Raw genomic sequence first — 20,882 nt, 5'->3', positions numbered from 1 at the left:
CGGATCACCCCTGAGACAGGGCCTTGCTGCGAGCGCTGGCCGCAGACACGGCCGCCATCACCGCACCCCGGAAGGCGCGTGACTCGAGGGCCTCGACCCCGGCGATGGTGGTGCCGCCGGGGCTGGTGACCTGGTCCTTGAGCACGCCCGGATGCGAGCCGGTCTCGAGCAGCATGGTGGCCGCGCCCAGCACGGTCTGCGCGGCCAGGCGCAGCGCCACGTCTCGGGGCAGGCCCTCTCTGACGCCGCCGTCGGCCAGCGCCTCGAGGAACAAGAACACGTAGGCCGGGCCCGAGCCGCTCAGCCCGGTGACGGCGTCCAGCGAGCGCTCGGGCACCTCTACCGTGAGGCCCACGGCGTCGAAGAGGGTGGTGGCGGCGTCCAGGTCGGCGCGCTTGGCGTGGGTGCCGGCGGCCAGGGCCGTGGCGCCGCGCCTCACCAGTGAAGGCGTGTTGGGCATGCTGCGCACCACGCGCGTGCCCGCGGGCAGCCCCGCCTCGAGGGTGGCGCACGAGACGCCGGCCAGGATGGAGACCACGAGCGCATCACGTCCGATCCCCTTGGTGACCTCGGGCAGCACGGCCTGCACCACCTGCGGCTTCACGGCCAGCACCACGATGGCGGCGCCAGCCACCCCCTCGGCAGTGCTCGCGGTGGTGTGGATGCCGTGCGCGGCGCTCAGCTTGTCGAGCGCGCCCTGCGCCAGGTCCACGGCGGTGATCTGCGAGGCGCTGACGAGGTTGGCGCGCAGCAGGCCGGCGATGATGGCGCTGGCCATGTTGCCAGCACCGACGAACGTGATCTTCCCTGCGAGGCTCATGCGACGGACGTACCACGAAACAGGCTTGCGTGGCCGCTCGGCGCGTGGTTGGTAGGGCACGTGCCCGCCAACAGCCTGCGCCGCGCCCTCCGGGCGTACCGACGTGACGAGGCGCGCGCTCGCGTGGCCCGCTTCCGTGGCCTGCCTGACGCAGAGTCCGACGCCGACGTGCTGCACCATCACCGCTGGCTGACCAGCGACGAGGCGCTCGAGCGGCTGGCCGAGGCCGAAGACGAGGGGGCGATGGCGCCCGACGAGGCGCTGGCCATGCGCGCCCACGTGGCCGACGTCCACGCCGCCCGCGCGCTCGCGCGAACCCGCGCCGCGTGGGCCGCGCTGCCGTTCCAGGTGCTGGACCGTGGCGGGCACCGCGAGCGCTGCATCGACCTGGTGGAGGAAGTGGCGGCTCCGGGCGCCAAGGCCAACCGCAGCTTGCGAACGGCCGGCGTGGGAGCGCTCGAGCGCGCTGCCGCCGAGGTCGCGCCCCGCGTGGAGGACGCCGCGCAGCGGGCGCACGCAGCGCGAGTGTCCGTGCTGGGGACCCCCTCGCCCGGGCTCGCGGAGTCGAAAGACCCGAAGCCGAACCTTGCCACGCTCGCCGGCGGCTTCCTCGCGCTCACCGACGATCTGGCCGGCGAAGCGCTCTCGCGCGCGGCGTCCACGTCGGGCCTGGCCCACCCCGAGCGCTGGGAGGACTTGGCCGCGCTGCTGGCCTTTCCCGACCTGCAGGGGCGCTTCGGCCCGCGCGACCGCGCGCGACGCGTGGCGGCGCCGTGGGCCGGCGTGGGCTTTGCGCGCGAGCTGCAGGGCGTGAAGCTCGAGGCGCCGCACGCCACCGTGGGGGTGCGGGCCCGGCTGGCCGTGCTCGACCCCACGCGCGACGTGCGGGTGTCCGTGTCGACCCGCGAGCTGGGCCTCGCATCGGAGCTGGCGCTGCTCGAAGGCGTGGGGCGCGCGCTCGGCCAGCTGCTGCTTCCCGCGGCCTTGCCCTTCGTCCAGGCCCTGCCCGTGGAGGACGAGGGCGCACGCACGCTCGCCGCGCTCATGCTGCAGCTGCCTTGCGACCCGGTCTTCCTCGGCACCGGGCGCACGCTGGCCAAAGAGGTCCCTCAGATCGCGGCGGCCGGGGTGTGCCTCCAGCTCGTGGCCCTGCGCGTGGCTGCCGCCGCGCTGCTCCCTAGTGAAGACCGCTCGCGGGATGCCATCGAAGGCCTGGCCGCGCGCGCGCTGGGAGTGCCCGTTCCGCTGCCGCTGGCTCGCCTCACGCTGCTGGGCCACGTGTCGCCACGGGCTCGCTTCCGCGCGGGGACTCACGCGCTGCTCTTCTGGACGCTGCTGCGCGACGCCCACGACGAGGACTGGTTCCGCAACCCGCGCTCGGCCGACACGCTGCGCGCCATGCTGGCGCTGTCCACCACGCCGGCCGGCCTGCAGCTGCCTGGCATCTGGGAGCGGTCGCTCAGCCCGGACGATCTGCCGCAGGTCGTCTCCCGCCTCCGAGAGCTGCTGGAATCCTGAGGGGAACCCGAGACCTCGGGACGGCCTCGGTCACTCGCCTGCAGGAAGCAAGAGGCGGCAGCGGGCCTGCGCGCGCTTCAGCTCCGTGGCGAACTTCTTCTTGGTGGGCGCGCAGGACACGTGCACGTAGGCGTGGTCGACCGGGAAGAGCTTCGAGCGAATGTCCAGGCGCAGCGCGCCGGCCTCGATGGCGGCCTTGCACACCTTGCACTTGGCGCGCCCGGAGTCGGCGCGTTGGATGATGGGCACCCACTCGTCCCGCTTCAGCTGGGTGCTGGGGTAGGTCATCCGCTTCCCGTCGCGGATGACGTAGTCGACGCAGCCCAATGTGTGGGGCGTCTGGTGAGGCAGGGGCTCTCCCGAGAACACGCGCGACGCGAAGGTCAGGGCGGCGTCCCGCTCGATGGCCTGCGCGGCCACCGTGACGGGATCGTTCGGCAGCGCCTCGCCGGCCGCTCGCGCCACGTCCCAGATCAAGTCGGTGAGCAGCGCGCGGGGCACGGGTGCGCCTGCCGCGGCTTGGTCGCGAATGGTCTTCGCCCGCACGCCGGCCAGGCGGTGGGTGAGGTCGGCGGGCTTGACCGCCTTGTGCTGCCTGGCCTGCTCCGTGATGGCATCGATCAGCCCGTTCATCGCGGCGTGCTCGGTGCTGAACGTGATGGGCAGGTTCAGCGAGACACCCGCGTCAGAGAACGTCGGCGAGCCGTCGCGGTAGTACGAGCAGGTGGCCTTGGTGGCCAGCCAGTCCCCGTGGCGTGCCTGGGCCGCCAGGTGCCGGCGCCCTGCGGCCAGCGTGCCGACCAGGCCGAGGTCTGCCCGGAAGAGCACGAGGTAGCGCGCCAGGTCGACGTCGGACATGGGCTCGAGCGCGCTCCAGTCCACCTCGTAGGGAGCGGCCTCGCGGTCGGCGCTCGTGGGCGCGCCGGGAAACCAGTCGGGGCCCACGCCCTGGTCGAAGAGCCACGCGCGCACCCGCGCCGCGCCGGCCGCGTCCCCGGCGGCCGCACGCGCCTGGGCCAGCACCACCAGCGAGGTGGGCTCGAGCGGCTGAAAGCGCTGCGCCCGCTCGGCCACGTGCAGCGCCTCCGTGGCGCGTCCAAGCGCCAGCAGGCTGGACGCTGTCTGCGTCAGCATGAACCCCGAGACCCAGCTGTCATAGCGCGGACAGACGCGCAGCGCGTCGAGGCGGACGGCCAGCGCGCGCTCGTGGGCGCCTGCCGCAGCGTACCCCATGGCGGCCTGCTCGAGCAGCAGCGGTGAACGCAGCTCGCGCTTCGCGAGGTGAGCCAAGATGGCATCCCCTCCGGACACCGTGCCCGCGTCGCGCTGCTTCGCGACCATCGCGCGGTCGAAGTCCGCGACGCCATGCTGGAGGGCGTCCCACACGCTGACGTCGTTCGCGTCGAAGACCGCCAGCGCCTCACCGACAGGGCCCGCAGGTGGCGCCGCGCCGGGGAGGGCGGTCTCGTTGCTCGACGGCTTTGCGGTGCGACGGGTGGCCATGGCACGCATGGGAGCACCGCCCAAGACGACGAGTCAACGTGCGGGCCCATTCTGCCTATGGGCAGCGCGCGGGCACTCGTGGCAGGCTGCGCGGATGTTCGACCCCTCCGTGTACGCCGCCCGCCGCAAGGCCCTGCTCGACCGCATCGGGCGTGGCGTGGTGGTGCTGCCCTCCGTGCCGCTCGCCACCCGCAACTCCGACGTGGAGCACGCGCACCGGCAGCACAGCGACGTCTACTACCTGAGCGGCTTCGACGAGCCCGACGCGGTGCTGGTGCTCTCCAACGTGCATGCCGAGCACCAGGCCGTGCTCTTCGTGCGGCCCAAGAACCGCGAGCGCGAGATCTGGGACGGCTTCCGCCATGGTGTGGAAGGCGCGGTCGGCACCTTTGGTGTGGACGCGGCGTTCCCGGTGTCGGAGCTCGAGCAGCGCCTGCCGGACTACCTCGAGGGTGCGGGCCGCCTGCACCACGAGCTGGGCGAGCACACCGAGTTCGACGGACAGGTGCTGCGCGCGCTGCACCTGGTGCGCATGCGCTGTCGTCGTGACGGGCGCACCACGCCCACCGAGATCGTGTCCACGCAGGTGTCCATCCACGAGATGCGCCTGGTGAAGCAGGAATCCGAGCTGGCCCTCATGCGGCGCGCCAACGCCATCACCACCGAGGGGCATCTGGCGGCCATGCGCGCGGCCCGGCCCGGCGGCTTCGAGTACGAGGTGGAGGCCGAGCTGCTGCGCGCCTTCCGCGGTGGCGGCGCCGAGCGGCCCGCTTACGACAGCATCGTGGGCAGTGGCCCCAACGCCACCGTGCTGCACTACCGGCGCAACGACCGGCAGATGCGGGACGGCGACCTGCTGCTCATCGATGCGGGCTGCGAGTACGGCTACTACGCGGCCGACGTGACGCGCACGTTCCCGGTCAACGGCACGTTCTCGCCGGCGCAGCGCGAGCTCTACGAGGTGGTGCTGGCCGCTCAGGACGCGTGCATCGCCGCGGTGCGCCCGGGCGCCACCATGGACGGGGTCCACCAGGTGGCCGTGCGGGTGCTCACCGAGGGCATGGTGCGCGTGGGGCTGCTGAAAGGCGACGTGGACGCGGCCATCGAGTCCGGCGCGTACCGGGAGTTCTACATGCACCGCACCTCGCACTGGCTGGGCATGGACGTTCACGACGTGGGCAGCACCTTCCTGAACGGGGCGCCGCGGCCGTTCGCGCCGGGGCACGTGCTCACCATCGAGCCCGGCTTGTACGTGGCGCTCGACGCCACGGTGGACGAGCGCTTCCGGGGCATCGGCATCCGCATCGAAGACGACGTGGCGGTCACGCTCGATGGCCACGAGAACCTGACGACGGTGCCGAAGACGGTGGCCGACGTGGAAGCGGCGGTGCGCGGCGCGCGCTGAGCCACGCGGGGGCGGTGGAACGGACTCTTCTCGGAGGAACGGATGCAACGACGAGGCAGCGAGTGGTGGGGCGTGAGCACGGCGGGGTGGCTGTGGCTCATGGTGGCGGGCTGCGGCGGGGCGGCCACGCAGCCCAGCACGGTGCACGTGCAGTCCGGGACCAGCGACGACGACGCGCTCGCGGCGCTCGAGCAGCGCTGCCGCGGTGAGAACGACGCCCCGGCGTGCACGGCGGCCGGGCGTCAGTACGACCTGGGCGTGGGCGTTCGGCGCGACATGAACCGCGCCATGGAGCTGTACGCGCTGGCCTGCGAGTGGGGGCAGGGGCGTGCCTGCGTCTACCTGCTCGAGGGACACGCTGGGTCCACGTCTCCCTCCGTTGACCGCGGGCGCTCGTACCAGCTGACGGCCGCGGCATGTGAGCGTGGAGACCAAGACGCCTGCGCGGGCGTGGGCTTTGCCTTCGACGAGGGCGTGGGCGTGAGCGAAGACAGCGCGCGTGCGCTCAGCTTCTTCGAGCGCGCTTGCGAGCAGGGCAGCGCTCGCGGCTGCACCGGCTTGGGCGGCCTCTACATCGACGGTCGCGGCGTGGAACAGGACCAGGCGCGCGCGCACGAGCTGTACACACGAGCCTGCGACGGCGGTGACCCGTGGGGGTGCACGGAGCTGGCCATCCTGTACGACCGCGGGGAGGGGGTGCCACGCGACTACGCCCGCGCCGTGCAGCTGAACCAGACCGCGTGCGAGGGCGGCGATCCGCTGGCCTGCGGCAACCTGGGCTCGCTCTACGAAGACGGGTCGGGCGTGGAGCAGAGCTACACCCGCGCACGCGAGTACTACGAGCGGGCATGCGCCGCCGGGGAGATGAGCGGGTGCAACAACCTCGGTGCCCTCTATGCACAGGGAAACGGGGTTCCGCGGGACCTCGAGCGGGCACGCGATCTGTACGGTGAGGCCTGCGCGGGCGGTGAGGAGTATGGCTGCACCAACCTGGATGACCTCGATCGCGAGGCGGGCTACGAGGCCGACCCCGGCGACGAAGAGGGCTACGAGGACTACGAGGAGTGACCTGACCTCGTGCTAGCGTTGGCGCGGATGCCCCGAACGGCCGCGACTCTGACGCTCTTGGTCCTGCTGGGGCTGCTGGCGGGCCATGCGCGCGCGCAGCCCGTGAACATCACGCTCTCTCGCCTGCGCTTCCCGGCGGGCTCTCCGGAGGCCATGGCCGCGGCCCCGCTCGCCTGTCAGGGAGGCGCCTACTGCGCGGACTTCGACGGTTACCGGGCGCTCATGGCGCAGCTGGGCGGGGCGGTGGCGCCTGCGCTGCTGCAGCCCGCCCGCACGCTCGGGTCGCGGCACTTCTACGTGGGCGTGTCCGCCAGCATCGCGGGCCTCGACGAGAAGGCGCGCTACTGGCGATTGGGCACCGAGGGTCCGGCCAGCAGCACGCTCGATGGGGGCAACCCCTCGCCGGACGTGGCGCTCGGGTCGTATGCCGTGGCCTTCCGCCAGGGGCTGCCGTTCGGGCTGCAGTTCGGCGCCGACGTGGGCCACGTGGCGCGCAGCAACCTGTGGGTCTGGGGCGTGGAGGGCCAGTGGGCGCTGCTCGAGGGCTACCGCCGCGGGCCGCTCGCCTACCTGCCCGACATCGCGCTGCGCTTCGCCGTGCGCACGCTCACGGGGGACTCCGAGTTCACGCTCATCGTGCCGGCCATCGAGCTGGTGGCCAGCAAGCCGTTCACGCTGTCCAGCACCACGGTGCTCACGCCCATCGTGGGAACGCAGCTGTTCTGGGTGGTGGCGCGGACGGGCAGCGTGGATCTCTCGCCCGACCAGCCGGCCGTGGGCAGCGGCGGCTGCGATCCCGCGCGACCCAGCTTGGACCCCACCGACAACAGCCCGTTCCCGTTCGGCGGCTGCGGGGCCGGTGACAGCGCGGCGTTCGCCGACAACGTGAGCTTCCCGCGCGTCACGGCGCGCCGGCTGCGAGCCACGCTGGGTCTCAACCTGCGCCACCGCGCGCTGGTGGTCGGCGGGGCCTTCCAGGTAGACCTCTCGCGGCCCTCGGGCCTGGGCAGCCCCGTGCCCGGTCAGGTGCCTCGGCAGTGGAGCGCGCAGCTCAGCACGGGCCTCACGTATTGAGCGCATGGACCTGCGTGCTAGAGCAGCAGCCGCGTGAGCACCCAACCCAGACCATCCCGCCTCTCGAGCGACTCGCTGCTGTACCGCGTGCTGCAGGGCCTGCTGGTGCTGGGGCTGCTCGCGGCCGTCATCGCCGGCGGCTTGGCGCTGCGCGAGTCCACCGTCCGGTCGGGGGGGCTCGGCTCCTCGCTGCGTGACCGAGGTCGCGTCGCGGTGCTGCCTGGGTCGCCGTGGCTGCGCCGTCAGGTCGAGGGCACCACGTTTCTGCCGGCCACTGACGCTGTGAGCGCGGCGCTCGCGCTCGAGTCGCTGGACGGAGATGCGCGCGCGCTGGCCGAGGCCCTCGACGCGATGGACGCCTGGGGGCTGCTGGTGGAGACGCGCCCGGCGGCCGAGGCGCGCGACGTGCTCGGGCGCCTGGCCACCTATCAGCGCACGCCGCCGCTGCGCGCCGTGTACCTCACGCCCACCGAGGCGCTCTACACGCGTGACCTCGAGAGCGCCGACGCGCTACCCGAGGGGGAGCTCTTGGCACAGGTGGCGCGCGGCATCCTCGAGGGGCGCTCGGCTCCACCCGTGGCCATGTTCCCCGAGCCCCTGCGGCGCATGCGCTCCGTGGAGGTCATGGTCCTGCTGCGCTCCAACGGCACGGCGCGGCTGTGGCGCTCCGCACGTGGCAGCTCCATCGCGCGGGCGCTCATCACGGCGTGCGTGGTGGCGCGGGAGCGCTGGCACGAGCGGGCGCAAGCGCTGGGCGGCCCGCTCGACGGGCAGCTCTCGCGGCTGGACGTGGAGGTGGCGCTGCTGCACGAGGACGGCACGCTGTCGGAGTCGGACGCGGGCTTCATCGACCGCGTCTTCACACCCGTGCACGGCGTGGCCTTCGAGCGCACCCGCTCGTGGCGCTACTACCTGCCCGACGCCACGCGGGAGCACGGCGGGGGGTCGGCGGTGGCCGCTTACAGCGCCCTGCTCATCGAGAACGGGCACGAGCCCTCGGTGCTGGGTGAGGCGCAGCTGCGGCTCTACCGGCTGGTGGTGACCCAGCTGGGGCGCTCTCCGGCGCCCTTCGGCTCGGACTCGCCCGGTGTCGATGCGCCCTCGCTGCCTGCCGAGGTGGCGCCTCCGCCGCCCGTCGTGCCGGCCTTGGAAGGTGGCGCGCCGGACACCGACGCGGCGGACGTGGACGCGCTCTTGCCGCCCGACGAGTGGCTGCCCGAGCTCGAAGACGTGGACGTGCGTCCGCCGGCCCCCCGGGCCCCCTGACCGGCGGCCACAGCGGGTGAGCTGGCCGGTGCGGGCAGAGTGCTGGCGCCGGCCCCGTCGTGCGCGTGCGCGTCGCCCGGCAGGTGCACGATGAACGTGGTCCCGCTGCCCACGCGCGAGCGCACGCTGATGACCCCGCCCGCCGCCGCCACGATGCGCTGCGAGATGGCGAGCCCGAGGCCCGTGCCCCGCTCGCGCGTGGTGAAGAACGGGACGAACAGCTTCGGCAACACCTCGGGCGCGATGCCAGGCCCCGAGTCCTCGATGCGCAGCTCCGCCCAGGCCTGCGGGCGGCCGTTGGCGTCCATGTGCTCGCGTGTCTCACTGGTGATCCGCACCACGCCCGCGCCCATGGCCTGCACGGCGTTCTGCACCAGGTTGATGACCACCTGCCGCAGCCGCTCCACGTCGATCTGCACCTCCGGCAGGCTCGCGTCCTCGTGCACCTCGAGCGTCACCCCGGCGGCCTCGCATTCCGGGCGCAGCAGCTGCACCGTGCGCCGCAGCACCGCGTTCACGTTGGCGCGTCCCACCTCGCCCGTGCTCGGTCGCGCGTAGTCCAGGAAGCCACCCACCACGCGGTTCAGGCGGTCCACCTCTTCCACGATGATGCCCAGGAACTCGGGCGCGGCGGGGTCGTCTTCATGCCCCGGCTCGGTCAGGTACTGCGCGCTGGCCTTGATGCTGCCGAGCGGGTTGCGGATCTCGTGCGCGAGGCCCGCCGCCATCTCGCCGAGCGCAGCCAGGCGGTCGCGCTCCTTCATGCGCTGGTACAGGCGCGAGTTCTCCACGGTGACCGCGGCCTGCGTCGTGAGGCCCTCCAGCAGCTGCACCTCCTCGGGCGAGAACGCGTCGCGCATGCGCTCGTCGCGCACCGTCAAGAAGCCGTAGAGGTCGCCTCCGTCGCCCACCAACCCGAGCGCCACCGAGGCGTCGAGCGCCTCCATGGTCTGCACGATGTCGTAGGCGGTCTCGGCGTCGCGGTGCTCCCCCAGGTCGCGCTGCTCCTCGAGCTCGCGCTCGGCGGCCTCGATGGTCACGGTGCCCTCGCGGCGCAGGCGGTCCAGCAGCGGCCGCGCCGGCGCCATCTCCACGCGCGCGGCGGGCTCGGGCCCCACGTGCCCCTGCAGGTTGTAGCCACGCCCGTCGGCGTCGGCCAGGTACAGCGCGGCGTGCGTCACCCGGCGTGAGCGCTCGAGCCCACCCATCAGCAGGCGCGTCAGGTCGGTGAGCTGCAGCGCGTGCGCAATCTCGCGGCGCAGGGCCTGCACGCTGGTCTCGAACTCGTAGCGCTCGCGGAAGAAGAACTGCGAGATCCACGTGGTGACCTTGGTGCGCACCGGGTCGAACAGCAGCAGCACCACCAGCGCCGACACCACCCCATGCAGGAAGAAGCGCGCGCCCGTCACGTACTGCATGGCCCACAGCATGGTGGCCAGCATGAACGAGAGCGCCGTCAGCACGCCCAGGCGGCCGGCCAGCTCGTACAGGTCGATCAAGCGCGAGTGCACCAGCGACTGCGACAGCAGGTACAGGAACAGCAGCACCAGCAGCGTGCCCACGGGCGGGATGTCGAGCCCGAAGTAGGGCAGGTACTCCACCAGCGTGAACACGCTGCCGAGGCCGCCAAAGATGGCCAGGTAGCGCATGCGCGCGCCCTCCACCTGCGAGGGCACCGCGTCGCCCCGCTGGTAGAGCGTGGCCAGCGGCACCGCCAGCAGCAGCAGCACGTACATGAACAGGCCGCCGCCCACCAGGAAGCTCTGGTAGTAGGGCGTCAGGATGCCGCCCACCAGCAGCGTGGCGCCAAACCACGCGAAGCGGTTGAGGGCCCGCATGCGCTCGTCGCTGTCTTCCACGAAGGCGCGGAAGAACTGCAGCGCGGCCAGCGGCACCAGCACGCCGGACACCAGGTGCAGGCGCTCCCAGAGCTCGCCCCCGAAGGCGGCCCGCAAGGCCTTCACGGTGTACCAGACCCCCACGCTCAGGCCGAACGTGGCGAACACCCAGTGAGCGCGCCGCTTGCGAGGGCGCAGCAGCACGTTCACCGCCAGCGCCAGGCTGAGCATCGCCGCGATCAGCGAGGTCTGAACGCTGAGGTCCATGCGCCGCAGCGTAGCAGCCCGGTCCCTCGCGCTGGGGCCCCTATAGAGGAGGGGTCAAACCGACCGGCCGGCCGATTTTAATCACGCCAGCATTGACAACTGGTATTACCACCTATACTGGTGATACCAGTTATGCCGTCTCGCCCGCCGAAGCCCCGCCAGTCCGCCGCCGACAGCGCCACCACCCGCCTGCGGGGGCGCATCCTCTCGGGGGAGCTGCCCGCCGGGTCGGCCCTCCCGGGTGAGCGTGAGCTGAGCGAGACGCTCGGGGTCAGCCGGCTCACCTTGCGCACGGCGCTCACCCGGCTCGAGGCCGAGGGGCTCATCCGCTCGTCGCACGGGGCCGCCACGCGGGTGCAAGACTTCCGCGCCACGGGCGGGCTGCCGCTGCTCACGCACCTGGCCGAACAGAAGCTGGCCGCCGGCGAGATGCCGCTCGCGCTGCTGCGTGACGTGCTGGAGCTGCGCCGCGTGCTGGCCGTGGAGGTGCTGGGCCTGGTGGCCGAGCGGGCCACGCGCGAAGAGCTCAACCGCCTGCGCGCGCACCACCAGCTCATGCGCGACCACCGCGACGACGCGCTGAGCTTCATGGCGCTGGACCTCGCCTTCGCCCGCAAGATGGTGCTGGGCACGCACAACGTGGCGCTCGAGCTGCTCTACAACACCGTGGAGCGGCTGGTGGAGCAGAACCCGCTCGCGCGGCCGGCCTTCCTCACCAACCTGGACGGCACCATCGCGGTCTACGAGAAGCTGCTGGACCTGCTGGACCAGCGCGACGTGGAGCGCGTGCGCAACGTCTCGCGCGGCCTGCTCACGCGCCTCGACCGGCGCCTGCTGGAGAAGCTGGACCCGCTGGGCACCACCCGCGTGGTCGAGCCCCTGGGCGACGAGCCCGAAGACAGTCAACACGCCCCACGCCACCCGGCGCGCGGCGTGCGAACGGAGGTGTCCTGATGAGAGCTATCGAGAGACAGTGGGCGAACGCCGTCCTCAGCGGCTTCTTGGTGGGTGAGCTGCCGCGCGAGCAGGGCGCAGCGCCTCCGCTCGGCGACGTGGACTACAGCAGCGGCATCGCCTCGCTCATCGAGCACGGCAACCCCATCGCGTCGGCCGGCGTGCGCGTGGCCTTGGCCACCATCGTGACGGCGCCGCTCTGGCACTGGGGGCAGCGCCGCACCATGGTGGACATGTCGCCCGAGGAGCGCTGCGCCATCCTGGCCGAGCTGGTGGACCACCCGCTGTTCGCGGTGCGCGAGCTGGCCATCTTGATGAAGATCCAGGCGTCCATGGCGCTCTTCAAGAGCCCCGCCATGCGCGCCTGGAGCGGCTACGGGCGCGAAGACAACCGCCGGCACCTCGGCGTGCTGCGCGCGGTCCCGGGGGGTGTGTGATGGCCAAGTATCTGATGGAAGACGTGGCGGACTTCGTGGTGGTGGGCACCGGCGCAGGCGGCGCCACGGCAGCCCGCGTGCTGAGCGCGGCGGGCCACTCGGTGGTCATGCTGGAAGAGGGCGGCTGGCTGAACACGCCGGACCGCCCGCGCGACATGGTGGGCGCCATGGCTGACGCCATGCGCGACGCCGGCTCGCAGGCCACGCGCGACGCGGCGCCCATGCCGCTGCTGCAGGGCGTGGCGGTGGGCGGCAGCACGGCCATCAACAGCGGCATCATCTGGCGCTTGCCCGAAGACGTGCGCGCCGACTGGACGCGGCAGCACGGCCTCGGCGAGCTGGTGGACGAGCGCGGTCTCAGCGCCGCGTTCGACGCCATCGAGCGTGACCTCGAGGTGGCGGAGACCTCCGACGAGCTGCTGGGCCGCAACGGTGGGCTCATGCGCACCGCGGCCGAGCGCCTGGGCCTGCCGGGCCGCGCCATGGTGCGCAATTCCAAGCGCTGCCAGGGCAGCGGCGAGTGCCTGCAGGGCTGCAAGACCGAGGCGCGCCGCAGCATGGACGTGAGCTACGTGCCCATGGCCATGCGCGATGGTGCCCGTCTGCACACGCACTGCCGCGTGTCGCAGGTGGAGCGCAGCTGGGGCCGCGCCACCGGCGTGGTGGGCGACGTGCTGGGCGAGACCAAGAAGCCCATGGGGCGCTTCCGCGTGCGCGCGCGCCGCGGGGTCATCATCGCGGCCGGCGTGCTGCACACGCCCGTCATCCTGCTGAAGTCGGGCCTGCGCGGCATGGTGGGCGAGCGCTTCCAGGCGCATCCGGCTCGGCCATGGTGGGGCGCTTCGCAGACCCGGTGAGTCGCAGCACGGCGGCCACGCAGGCCTACGAGATCCCCATGCGGGAGCGCGGCTTCAAGATCGAGTCGCTGACCATGCCGCCCGAGATGCTGAGCGCGCGCCTGCCCGGCGTGGGCTCCGCCTGGCTCGAGCGCATGGCGCACCTCGACCACTACGCCCACTGGGTGGCACAGTGCCGCTTCGAGGCCAAGGGCCGCGTGCGCGTCGGCTTCGACGGCCGCCCGGCGGTCACCTACCAGCCCACCCCGCGCGACGTGCGCGTGCTCATGGACGGCCTCGCGCTGGTGGCCGAGCTGCTGTTCGAGGTGGGCGCCCAAGAGGTCTACCCCGGCATCCACGGCGTGCCCGAGGTGCTGCGCAGCGCCGCCGAGGTCAGCCTGCTCCGTCAGCCCGGCATCGTGCGGGGTGACCTGCACATGGTGGCCTCGCACCTGTTCGGCACCGCAGTGGCCGGGGCCAACGCGCGCACCAGCGTGGTGAACCCCAGCCTGGAAGCGCACGCGCTGCGCGGGCTGTTCGTGATGGACGGCAGCGTGTTCCCCACCAACCTGGGCGTGAACCCGCAGCACAGCATCATGGGGGTGGTGCACCGCGCGGCGGACAAGCTGGCCAACCAGGAGCGCGCGGGGCAGTCGCGGCACGCGAGTTAGGGCGTCCGCGGGAGGAGGGCTGCTCGTCGTCGTTGTCCTGGTCGTAGACGTAGACGTAGACGTACTCGTGCTCGTTGACGTGCTCGTGCTCGTGCTCGTACTCGCCAACATCGACGTCGACCGAAAGCAGATCCCGCCGCCCGCGGCTGGCTCCGCGATGGAGGGCGCGGCAGTGCTCGGCGTCGTTGGCCTTCTCGGCGTCGGGACTGACGAGAAGCATTGCCAGGTGGTCGAGCGGCGGGGGCGGACGGTGTGGACGGGGTCTCGGTCGCCGGTGGGGGTGGTAGGGACACGAGCACGAGCACGAGCACGGCAACGACCACGTCAACGACGACGTCAACGATGACGATCAACACACCGCGAACGCGTGTGCGTCAGCTCACTCTGGTCGAGATAACCGACGGGCCAGCGCGGCCGTATGCGCAGGACCCGTGCCACAGCAGCTGCCCACCACGCTCGCCCCGGCGGCCACCCACTCGGCGGCCAGGTCTGCGTAGCGCTCGGCGGCGGGCACATCATCGGCCTGCCAGCCCATGGCGTCGTCCACGCGGCCGGCGTTCGCATACGCCCCCACGCGCGCGCCCAGCGTGGCCAGTGCCTGCACGTAGGGGAGGGTGGCGACCGCAGGAGTGCAGTTCACCAGCACGCACTCGGCACCACGCTCGAGGGCGCCTCGGGCGGCATCGCGCATGATCTCGGGTGTCATGAGCGATCCATTGGGGCCGGCTGTGAACCCTACCCACGTGGGAACGCCTGTGGCCACACAGGCCTCGACGGCGACCCAGGCCTCGAGCGCCACGGGGAAGGTCTCACACAGCAAGAGGTCGCAGCCCGCGTCCGCTAGCACCCGCGCCAGCGCCCGGTGCGCGCTGCGAGCCCCCAGCCCCGGGCTGCGCTCGGGCATGTAGCAATCCTCGACCGGAGCCACGCTCCCAGCGACGCGAGCGCCTGCCTGCATGTTCACCCGCGCGATCGCGACCGCTCTCTGCGCGGCGCTCTCAAAGGCGGGCCCCATCAGTCCCGGCTGCGTTCGGAAGGTGTTGGCCGTGTGCACCGTCGCGCCAGCCTGCGCGTAGGCTGCGTGAATCTCCCCCAGCACCCCGGGCGCGCTCTCGATGGCTGCCGCGCTCCACAGCGGCAGCGGCGTGGGCACCCCTCGCGCCAACAGCTCCGTGCCCACCGGCCCGTCGAGCACCTCGACGTTCACGGTGTTCAACGAATGGAAGCGTCGCGCTGATCACCCGCGAGCTCGGGGCCGAGCTCCTGCAGGGTGGCCATGTAGCGCAGCCAGATGCGCTCCATGGCGAGCGAGTCCGGACCCAGCTCGTTCTCGAACACCAGGAAGGTGTCCACGCAGACCACGCCACGGGGGCCGATGGCCACCAGCAGGTCGGGCTCGCCCTCGGCGACGCCGTATTCCACCGCGCCGCTCATCATGCCCTCGCAGGTGTCCTGCGCCGGCTGCCAGTCCGACTGCGCCACGAGGGGCAGCGGGTTGACGTCCATGTCCGACGTGCTGTCTGCGGGCTCCGAGGCGTCGCCACAGGCCATGAGCGCCAAGCCGGCCAGCGCCGAGAGGGCGCGCCGGGAGCTGGTCCGGAGGACCAACGCAGCGTTCAGGGGACGAGGCGACAGGCGAAGCACGATGACCAACAGGGTACGGGGTATGCGGGCACAAGACAAGACAACGCAGGGGGCTGCCCCGGCGGAGGTCAGTCGTGCAGGTGCTGGCCCGTGGCCGCGCTCACGAATTGCGCGAGGATTCCGTCAGCCACGCGCAGGCGCCGGCTCAGCTCGCGGGCGATGTTCATGATGAAGATGCTGTAGGCCTTCGGATCGCGCCGGTACAGCAGCTCTTCGAGGGACTGCGGGGTCATGCGCAGCATCAGGGTGTGGGCGACAGCGCGCACCGTGGCCGAGCGGGGCTGCACGTCGATCAGGCTCATCTCCCCGAAGCAATCTCCGGGGCCGAAGAGGGCCACCCGGAACTCACCGCCGCGGCCGCGCTTCACCACCTCGAGCTCGCCCGCGATGACCAGGAACATCTCCTGCCGGTCGTCACCCTCGTCCACCACGGCGGCCCCGGGCTCCACCGTCATGACGGGCAGCTGCTCGGCGAGCACGCGCAGGGTCTCATCGTCCAGGCCTCCGAAGAGGCCAACGTCGCGCAGCATCTCTGCGCGGATCTTGGGAGGAGGCGGCCGGGACGTGTCGGACATGGTGCGGCGAGGATACAACGAAGGCGGCCAACGGGAGCCCCGAAAATGCTCCGCGGGTGCACGCTGTCCCGGAGGCGCGGCACCCGGCGTGCTTTGCGGTACGGCACCTGGCGGCCGCCAGTGCACCGGCGGCGAACCGCCACCCGCCGCGCGTGTAACATGGTGGATTGCGCCCAGAGCCGCCTCGTGGCCCTCAGCTGCAAACAGCGCGCCTTCTGCCCCCGCTGCGTGGGCCGAAAGATGGCGGACCAGGCCAAGCACCTCGTCGAGAACGTCTTGCCGCCCGTCCCGTTTCGTCAGTGGGTGCTGTCCTTGCCGCACGCGCTGCGCTGGCGCATGGCCCACAACCACGAGCTCACCCTCGGCGTCTGGGGCATCGCCCGAGCGGCCATCGACGCGCTCTACCGTGCCCGCGCCGGCAGCCTCGGGCCACCTGGCCAGCACAGCAGTGCGCGCCCCGGCAGCGTCATGGCCATCCAGCGCTTTGGCGGTGCGTTGAATCTCAACGTGCACTTCCACGCGCTCTACACGGACGGCAGCTTCTACGAGCGCAGCGACGGCCAGCTCGTGTTCCTGCACGCTGCCCCACCCGCCGTGGCGGAGCTCGCCACCCTGGTGGCCGACATCAAGCGCCGTGTGGTCCTGCTGCTGGAGAAGCTCGGCCTCGGGCCCGACGAGGACGAAGACTGGGACGCCCAGCAGCTCATGCTCAGCTTGGGCGAGCTCTACGCCGAGGGCGTCTTCCACAAGGGCGCCCAGCGCCTGCGCAACGGAAAGCCCCGCGCACTCAGCACGTTCGCCCGACTCAAGGCGCACGAAGACGGCTTTGACCTCGACGCCCACGTCACCGTAGCCGCCGGAGCCCGCGCGAGCCTCGAGCAACTGGTCCGCTACATCCTGCGCCCGCCTCTCAAAGAAACGCGACTCACACTCCATGCCACCGGCGTGGAACTGACACTGAAGACCCCATGGAGCGACGGAACCACGCAAATACGGCTGACGCCAGACCGCTTCATCGACCGCCTCGTCGCCCTCGTCCCCCCGCCGCGCGTCAACACCTTGCTGTACGGCGGCCTCTTCGCCGCCAACGCCCGCTTCCGCCCGCTGGCCGTGGCCTACCAGCGCCCCGGCGTGGTCCCGCGCAAGCGCGCCCGGCCACCCAATCCCAGCAATCCGCGCAACACCGCGTGGGCCGAGCTCATGCGCCACAGCTTCGGCCTGGACGTCCTGGCCTGCCCCCACTGCGGCGGCCGGATGCGCCACGTGGCCACCATCCTCGACCACTCGAGCATCCAGCGCATCCTGCGCCACCAAGACCTCGACACCCCCGAGCCCCGCGCCCGCTCCTCCCCGCTCGAGTCCGACCTCGTCTACGAGCCCGACGAGCACGCCCTCGCCGACGCTCCGCAGGACGACTTCTCCCAGCTCGACCCCAGCGACCCCTGGTGATCTACAGAGCGACGCGCCGCGAGACCGGCAGTGCACCGGTCCGTCCTCGCCGCTTCGAAGGGCAAATTCGCCTATAGCGCTGGCACCCAAAGCCCCGGTCGTGCCACTCTGACAAGGCCGGCAGGGGCGTCATGCGCGCTGACCGACAGCGTATTGCGCAGAAGTCGGTTTATGTAAACACTCCGAACAGATGCTTGAGACGATTCATGAGGACTATGGGCTGTTTCCATAGCGAACGAGCGGAGTAGTAGCTGTATGCTCGCTCAGTCGTACGTGAAAGGAGTGGATCAGATGGCGGACACCGGAGAAGGAGGCCCAGAATTGACAGGGGTGGGGGGCGCAATAGTCGCCATGTTCGATCGCCTGGCTCCGTTGTCTCTTGTCGGTCCGCGGAAGGTCGAGCTCGCGGCATACGAAGGTATCGCGGCGAAGGTTCGGCGTGGGGAGTCGCTTTCAGACGTCGAGCAAGAATTCGTTGCTGCTTCCATTGGTTCGTCAGCGAAGAAGCAAGCGAATTTGACGCGCATCGTCAACTTGAGTCGCAACTATGTTGCCGCGAGTCAGCCAGCTGGGCTGTTGCCCGCTGGGAGCCCTGGCAACCCTTCCGACGAGGCGTTCGACGCCCCAAGCTCGACGTCGGAAGACTGGTTCGACAAGTTTCGGGAGGATGCAGGCCTTGTTAGCGATGAGGTGATCCAAGACCTCTACGCTCGCGTGCTTGCTGATGAGGCTCAGACACCGGGTGAAGTACCGCTTCGCGTCTTGGGTGTGATGCGCTATCTCGACCGCGAGACTGCAGAGGCGTTTGCGAACGTCACACTCTGCGGTTTTGAAGGGAAAGTCGCTGCCTGCGGGACGAAGGGACGCCTCCATGAACACCTCGGCATCAACCTTGAAATGATGAGCGAGTTGGAGGCAGCCGGCTTGCTCACCGTGGGGGCCATGACTTACTCCACATTTTCAACTGCGACGGCTCGTGTGATTCGGCTGTTTTGGCACGAGAAGGTTGTGTATCTACGGCGGAAGTCTGGCGAAGAGTTCAAGCTGGAATACTCAACCTACGGATTCACGGCAGCCGGCAGACAGATCGCGAAAGCAGTCCGACCCAGCCCCAATTCAGTCGCACTCGACCTGATGGTGCGCTGGCTTGTGGAAGAAAATGCAGTCTTGGGAGGCAGGGTGACGGACCTGGAGGCCCACGTCGCGGACCTACCACATCGCAACTGGACCGGGCCAATTGGCGAGTTGGCATGGGTACCCTGGAAGCCGTGACGGATCTGGAGCACAGATCGCATTCGGCGAAAATCACTAGCAGCACGCGAGGCTGACGTAGAAGCGCGTCGGTCAGGAGTGATGGCGACGCGTGGGCGGTAGAGGCCAGTCCGGAGGGAGGTTATTGGCCTCAGCTGTTCGAACGGGGTGCTTTGAACTTGGACACGCCATATCGATTGAATTCGTCCGGACCCAACGCGGCGCATCGCTCGAACAGCTCTCGCTGCCTCTCGCTCACAAACACGGAAGGAGAGTTGTCAGAGGCAGTACGAAATGAAGTCTTGGGCGAGTCGTCCCACCTTAGAGCAATGCATCGAACCGCAAAGCTCGTGAGCGCTCGACCCCTGAGCGCTGTGGCCGAAAATGTAGCCTTCCCACGGGAATAGTCTCTGACTACCATTCCCGGCGCACGAAAGGGGAACACTGTGAACACATTCGATATCTCTCGCATACGTCAAATCGGTGCCGGTGGTCTAGGCGTGGTTGATGAGGTTGAAGTAACCAGATCCTTCGCCGGTGGTCCGCTCATTGGAACCCGTTTGGCTCACAAGAGGCTGAATAGTAAGTGGGCGGGAGATGTCGGCGCACTAGGCAGATTTGCGCGTGAGATCGACATCATGAAGAAGCTTAATCACCCGCATATAGTTATTCTGACGCCAGGCTGGTCTTCCCCGGTCCATCGTCCCCCGGGACGTCTACGATGCCACTGTTTCAGCGAGTCTCCGAGATGGCTATTGTTAAAACTCGCTGCCACGATTTTCCGGATTGGTGGCGGGGTTTTGGGGACGAAAGCCGGTTTTTTATGCACTCCGCACTTTGTCCCTGCCCATCAAGCAAATGTTGCACACCGCGACCTCAAGCCGGAGAATGTTCTAATTCACGATGGAATGGGATTTATTGCGGATTGGGGTGTTGGTCAGTTCATACACAAGCAGTCTACTGTTCTGCAATTCAACACAACTGGAGCAATCGGTACTCAGCACTACTGTTCGATAAAGCAGTGGAGTACTGGCGATGGTGGCACGCCGGGAGATGTCTATTCTCTCGGAATGGTGCTCGGTGAGCTTGTCTTTGGCGCGCCTGTGCCGATGTCGTTGCCGGGTTCGGGTATCACCTTTGATGTGATCGTAGGTGCAACAACTGCGTCCGAGTTGGCGTTCAATCAGCTCATGAGAGAAATGACCAACGTTCACGACGCAAACAGGCCGTCGATGATGGAAGTGGAGCAACGGCTAAGTGAGATTTGACGCCAGATCAGCGACCAGTCCACCAAAGGTGATGTGTTCTGGAGTTGGCGAGGCGATTCGAACGCGCCGAGATTGTACGCCCGTCAGCGCAAGAAGGCGCGGGGGTCGTCGGGGCGGAAGTCGATGTGGAAGTGGTCGCGGTGCCCCTCGTTGTAGTTGGGCGTCAGCACCGACTGGAACTTGCCGCTGCGGTACAGGTCGCAGGCGATGCGTCGCAGCACACGCGCGGCGCCACTGCTCGGCTGCGGGCCGCTGCACGTGCGCTGGTCAGGAGTGGCTTCGTACTGCGACTGCACGGAGAGCCAGCCGCGGCCGCGGTAGAGGCGGTTGATGTCGAGGGCCATGCCCATGGTGTGGAAGCTGCTGTAGGGCTCCTCGCGGTAGGCGCTCAGGACTTCCACGCCTTCCACTCCGTGCTGCTTCAGGATGGCCACCAGCGCCGGCAGGCGCGCCGCCATCTCGCAGGCGATCAGGATGGGCCGCTCAGAGTGAGAGGAGAGGAACCACACGCCGTCCACGGGCCCCAGCAGCTCCACGGGGGAGGGCACGGGGGTGACCAGGTCCGGCCGCCGGCGCGCCGGGACGCCCAGCCTCACGAGATCCGCCAGGCACTCCGCTTCGGGCCGCACGGCGAACTGCTGGGCGGTGTTCACGCGCCACTCGGCGCCGGGGATGTGCGCTCGGAAGTTGAAGAACTCGGGGATGCGCTGCCACATGGCGCGCGCCGCAGGCCCCGCGGGGTCGGTCTCCGGCACCAGGAAGCGCGGGCGCCCCGGCACCGCAGGGCGCTCGGGGCACGCGGAGCGGGACACCACCATGGGATCTGCCGTGTTGCCTCCGTTAATCTCCGCCGCCCTGCGCCGCGGCGCAGGGGCGCCGAACCGCTGCAGCCGGCGCGCGCCGGCCGACGGTGGTGGCGCCCGGCAGCCGCCAGTGGTCGTCGAAAAAGCTCGACGCCACCCGGGGTTGCGGCGCGCCGCCACGCGCGGCTGCGTGTTGCGCACGTGGTGGCCTGGTTGTGGGCGAACCAGTCCGGGA

At 70.3% G+C, this 20,882-nt stretch carries 18 protein-coding genes; 11 read left to right on the top strand and 7 right to left on the bottom strand.

Going from position 1 to position 20,882, the window contains the following annotated elements:
• Nucleotides 1-4: 4 nt before the first annotated feature.
• Nucleotides 5-820, bottom strand: a complete 816-nt coding sequence (gene proC / locus IPI43_13585; GenBank protein ID MBK7775137.1) for a pyrroline-5-carboxylate reductase — start codon at nt 818-820, stop codon at nt 5-7.
• A 60-nt stretch (nt 821-880) separates the two neighbouring features.
• Between proC and IPI43_13580 the strand changes: the two genes are divergently transcribed.
• A complete protein-coding gene (locus IPI43_13580; GenBank protein MBK7775136.1) occupies nt 881-2,338 on the top strand; it encodes a hypothetical protein in 1,458 nt (485 codons plus the stop codon).
• Nucleotides 2,339-2,368: 30 nt separating this feature from the next.
• On the opposite strand, the gene IPI43_13575 is transcribed toward IPI43_13580, so the two are convergent.
• Entirely contained in the window at nt 2,369-3,841 is a 1,473-nt protein-coding gene (locus IPI43_13575) for a hypothetical protein (protein ID MBK7775135.1), read from the bottom strand.
• 94 nt (nt 3,842-3,935) lie between these two features.
• Between IPI43_13575 and IPI43_13570 the strand changes: the two genes are divergently transcribed.
• From IPI43_13570 to IPI43_13560, 3 genes are read left to right on the top strand one after another with little or no spacing between them, the layout of a single operon-like run.
• Entirely contained in the window at nt 3,936-5,246 is a 1,311-nt protein-coding gene (locus IPI43_13570) for an aminopeptidase P N-terminal domain-containing protein (GenBank protein MBK7775134.1), read from the top strand.
• Nucleotides 5,247-5,288: 42 nt separating this feature from the next.
• Entirely contained in the window at nt 5,289-6,314 is a 1,026-nt protein-coding gene (locus IPI43_13565; protein MBK7775133.1) for an SEL1-like repeat protein, read from the top strand.
• A 27-nt stretch (nt 6,315-6,341) separates the two neighbouring features.
• The gene (locus IPI43_13560) at nt 6,342-7,388 is read left to right on the top strand and encodes a hypothetical protein (GenBank protein MBK7775132.1); all 1,047 of its coding nucleotides are present in this window, start codon (nt 6,342-6,344) and stop codon (nt 7,386-7,388) included.
• A gap of 1,025 nt (nt 7,389-8,413) precedes the next feature.
• Here the strand turns inward: IPI43_13560 and IPI43_13555 are convergent.
• Nucleotides 8,414-10,759, bottom strand: a complete 2,346-nt coding sequence (locus IPI43_13555; protein MBK7775131.1) for a GAF domain-containing protein — start codon at nt 10,757-10,759, stop codon at nt 8,414-8,416.
• A gap of 132 nt (nt 10,760-10,891) precedes the next feature.
• Between IPI43_13555 and IPI43_13550 the strand changes: the two genes are divergently transcribed.
• From IPI43_13550 to IPI43_13535, 4 genes are read left to right on the top strand one after another with little or no spacing between them, the layout of a single operon-like run.
• A complete protein-coding gene (locus IPI43_13550) occupies nt 10,892-11,713 on the top strand; it encodes a FadR family transcriptional regulator (GenBank protein ID MBK7775130.1) in 822 nt (273 codons plus the stop codon).
• Complete coding sequence (locus tag IPI43_13545) at nt 11,713-12,150, top strand: hypothetical protein (protein ID MBK7775129.1); 438 nt, start codon at nt 11,713-11,715, stop codon at nt 12,148-12,150. Before IPI43_13550 ends, IPI43_13545 begins: the two co-directional genes overlap by 1 nt.
• The gene (locus IPI43_13540) at nt 12,150-13,007 is read left to right on the top strand and encodes a GMC family oxidoreductase N-terminal domain-containing protein (protein ID MBK7775128.1); all 858 of its coding nucleotides are present in this window, start codon (nt 12,150-12,152) and stop codon (nt 13,005-13,007) included. Before IPI43_13545 ends, IPI43_13540 begins: the two co-directional genes overlap by 1 nt.
• A complete protein-coding gene (locus IPI43_13535) occupies nt 13,004-13,657 on the top strand; it encodes a hypothetical protein (GenBank protein MBK7775127.1) in 654 nt (217 codons plus the stop codon). Before IPI43_13540 ends, IPI43_13535 begins: the two co-directional genes overlap by 4 nt.
• A gap of 379 nt (nt 13,658-14,036) precedes the next feature.
• Here IPI43_13535 and IPI43_13530 read toward each other — a convergent pair whose 3' ends face one another.
• The 3 genes from IPI43_13530 to IPI43_13520 form a co-directional block, all read right to left on the bottom strand.
• Nucleotides 14,037-14,873: a homocysteine S-methyltransferase family protein gene (locus IPI43_13530; GenBank protein ID MBK7775126.1), complete on the bottom strand. Its 837-nt coding sequence runs from the start codon at nt 14,871-14,873 to the stop codon at nt 14,037-14,039.
• The gene (locus IPI43_13525) at nt 14,870-15,301 is read right to left on the bottom strand and encodes a hypothetical protein (protein ID MBK7775125.1); all 432 of its coding nucleotides are present in this window, start codon (nt 15,299-15,301) and stop codon (nt 14,870-14,872) included. The genes IPI43_13530 and IPI43_13525 overlap by 4 nt, the downstream gene beginning before the upstream one ends.
• A 68-nt stretch (nt 15,302-15,369) precedes the next feature.
• Nucleotides 15,370-15,876, bottom strand: coding sequence for a cyclic nucleotide-binding domain-containing protein (locus IPI43_13520; GenBank protein MBK7775124.1), 507 nt, complete (start codon nt 15,874-15,876; stop codon nt 15,370-15,372).
• Between the two features lie 186 nt (nt 15,877-16,062).
• Here IPI43_13520 and IPI43_13515 point away from each other — a divergent pair, with 186 nt between their 5' ends.
• The 3 genes from IPI43_13515 to IPI43_13505 all read left to right on the top strand — a co-directional run bounded on the left by IPI43_13515 (nt 16,063) and on the right by IPI43_13505 (nt 19,844).
• On the top strand, nt 16,063-17,325 hold the full coding sequence (locus tag IPI43_13515) for a transposase (protein ID MBK7775123.1): 1,263 nt from the start codon (nt 16,063-16,065) through the stop codon (nt 17,323-17,325).
• 351 nt (nt 17,326-17,676) lie between these two features.
• A complete protein-coding gene (locus IPI43_13510; protein MBK7775122.1) occupies nt 17,677-18,597 on the top strand; it encodes a DUF2806 domain-containing protein in 921 nt (306 codons plus the stop codon).
• 734 nt (nt 18,598-19,331) lie between these two features.
• Nucleotides 19,332-19,844, top strand: coding sequence for a protein kinase (locus IPI43_13505; GenBank protein MBK7775121.1), 513 nt, complete (start codon nt 19,332-19,334; stop codon nt 19,842-19,844).
• A gap of 83 nt (nt 19,845-19,927) precedes the next feature.
• Here the strand turns inward: IPI43_13505 and IPI43_13500 are convergent, their stop codons facing one another.
• Nucleotides 19,928-20,656 carry an extensin family protein gene (locus tag IPI43_13500; GenBank protein ID MBK7775120.1) on the bottom strand — a complete coding sequence of 243 codons (729 nt, stop codon included), beginning with the start codon at nt 20,654-20,656 and terminating at the stop codon, nt 19,928-19,930.
• Between the last annotated feature and the right edge of the window lie 226 nt (nt 20,657-20,882).

The sequence above is a fragment of the Sandaracinaceae bacterium genome, assembly GCA_016706685.1.
Lineage (GTDB): Bacteria > Myxococcota_A > Polyangia > Polyangiales > Houyiibacteriaceae > JADJJE01.
The sequence above is the reverse complement of the archived record's forward strand: the minus strand, read 5'-3'. Positions and strand labels throughout refer to the sequence as shown.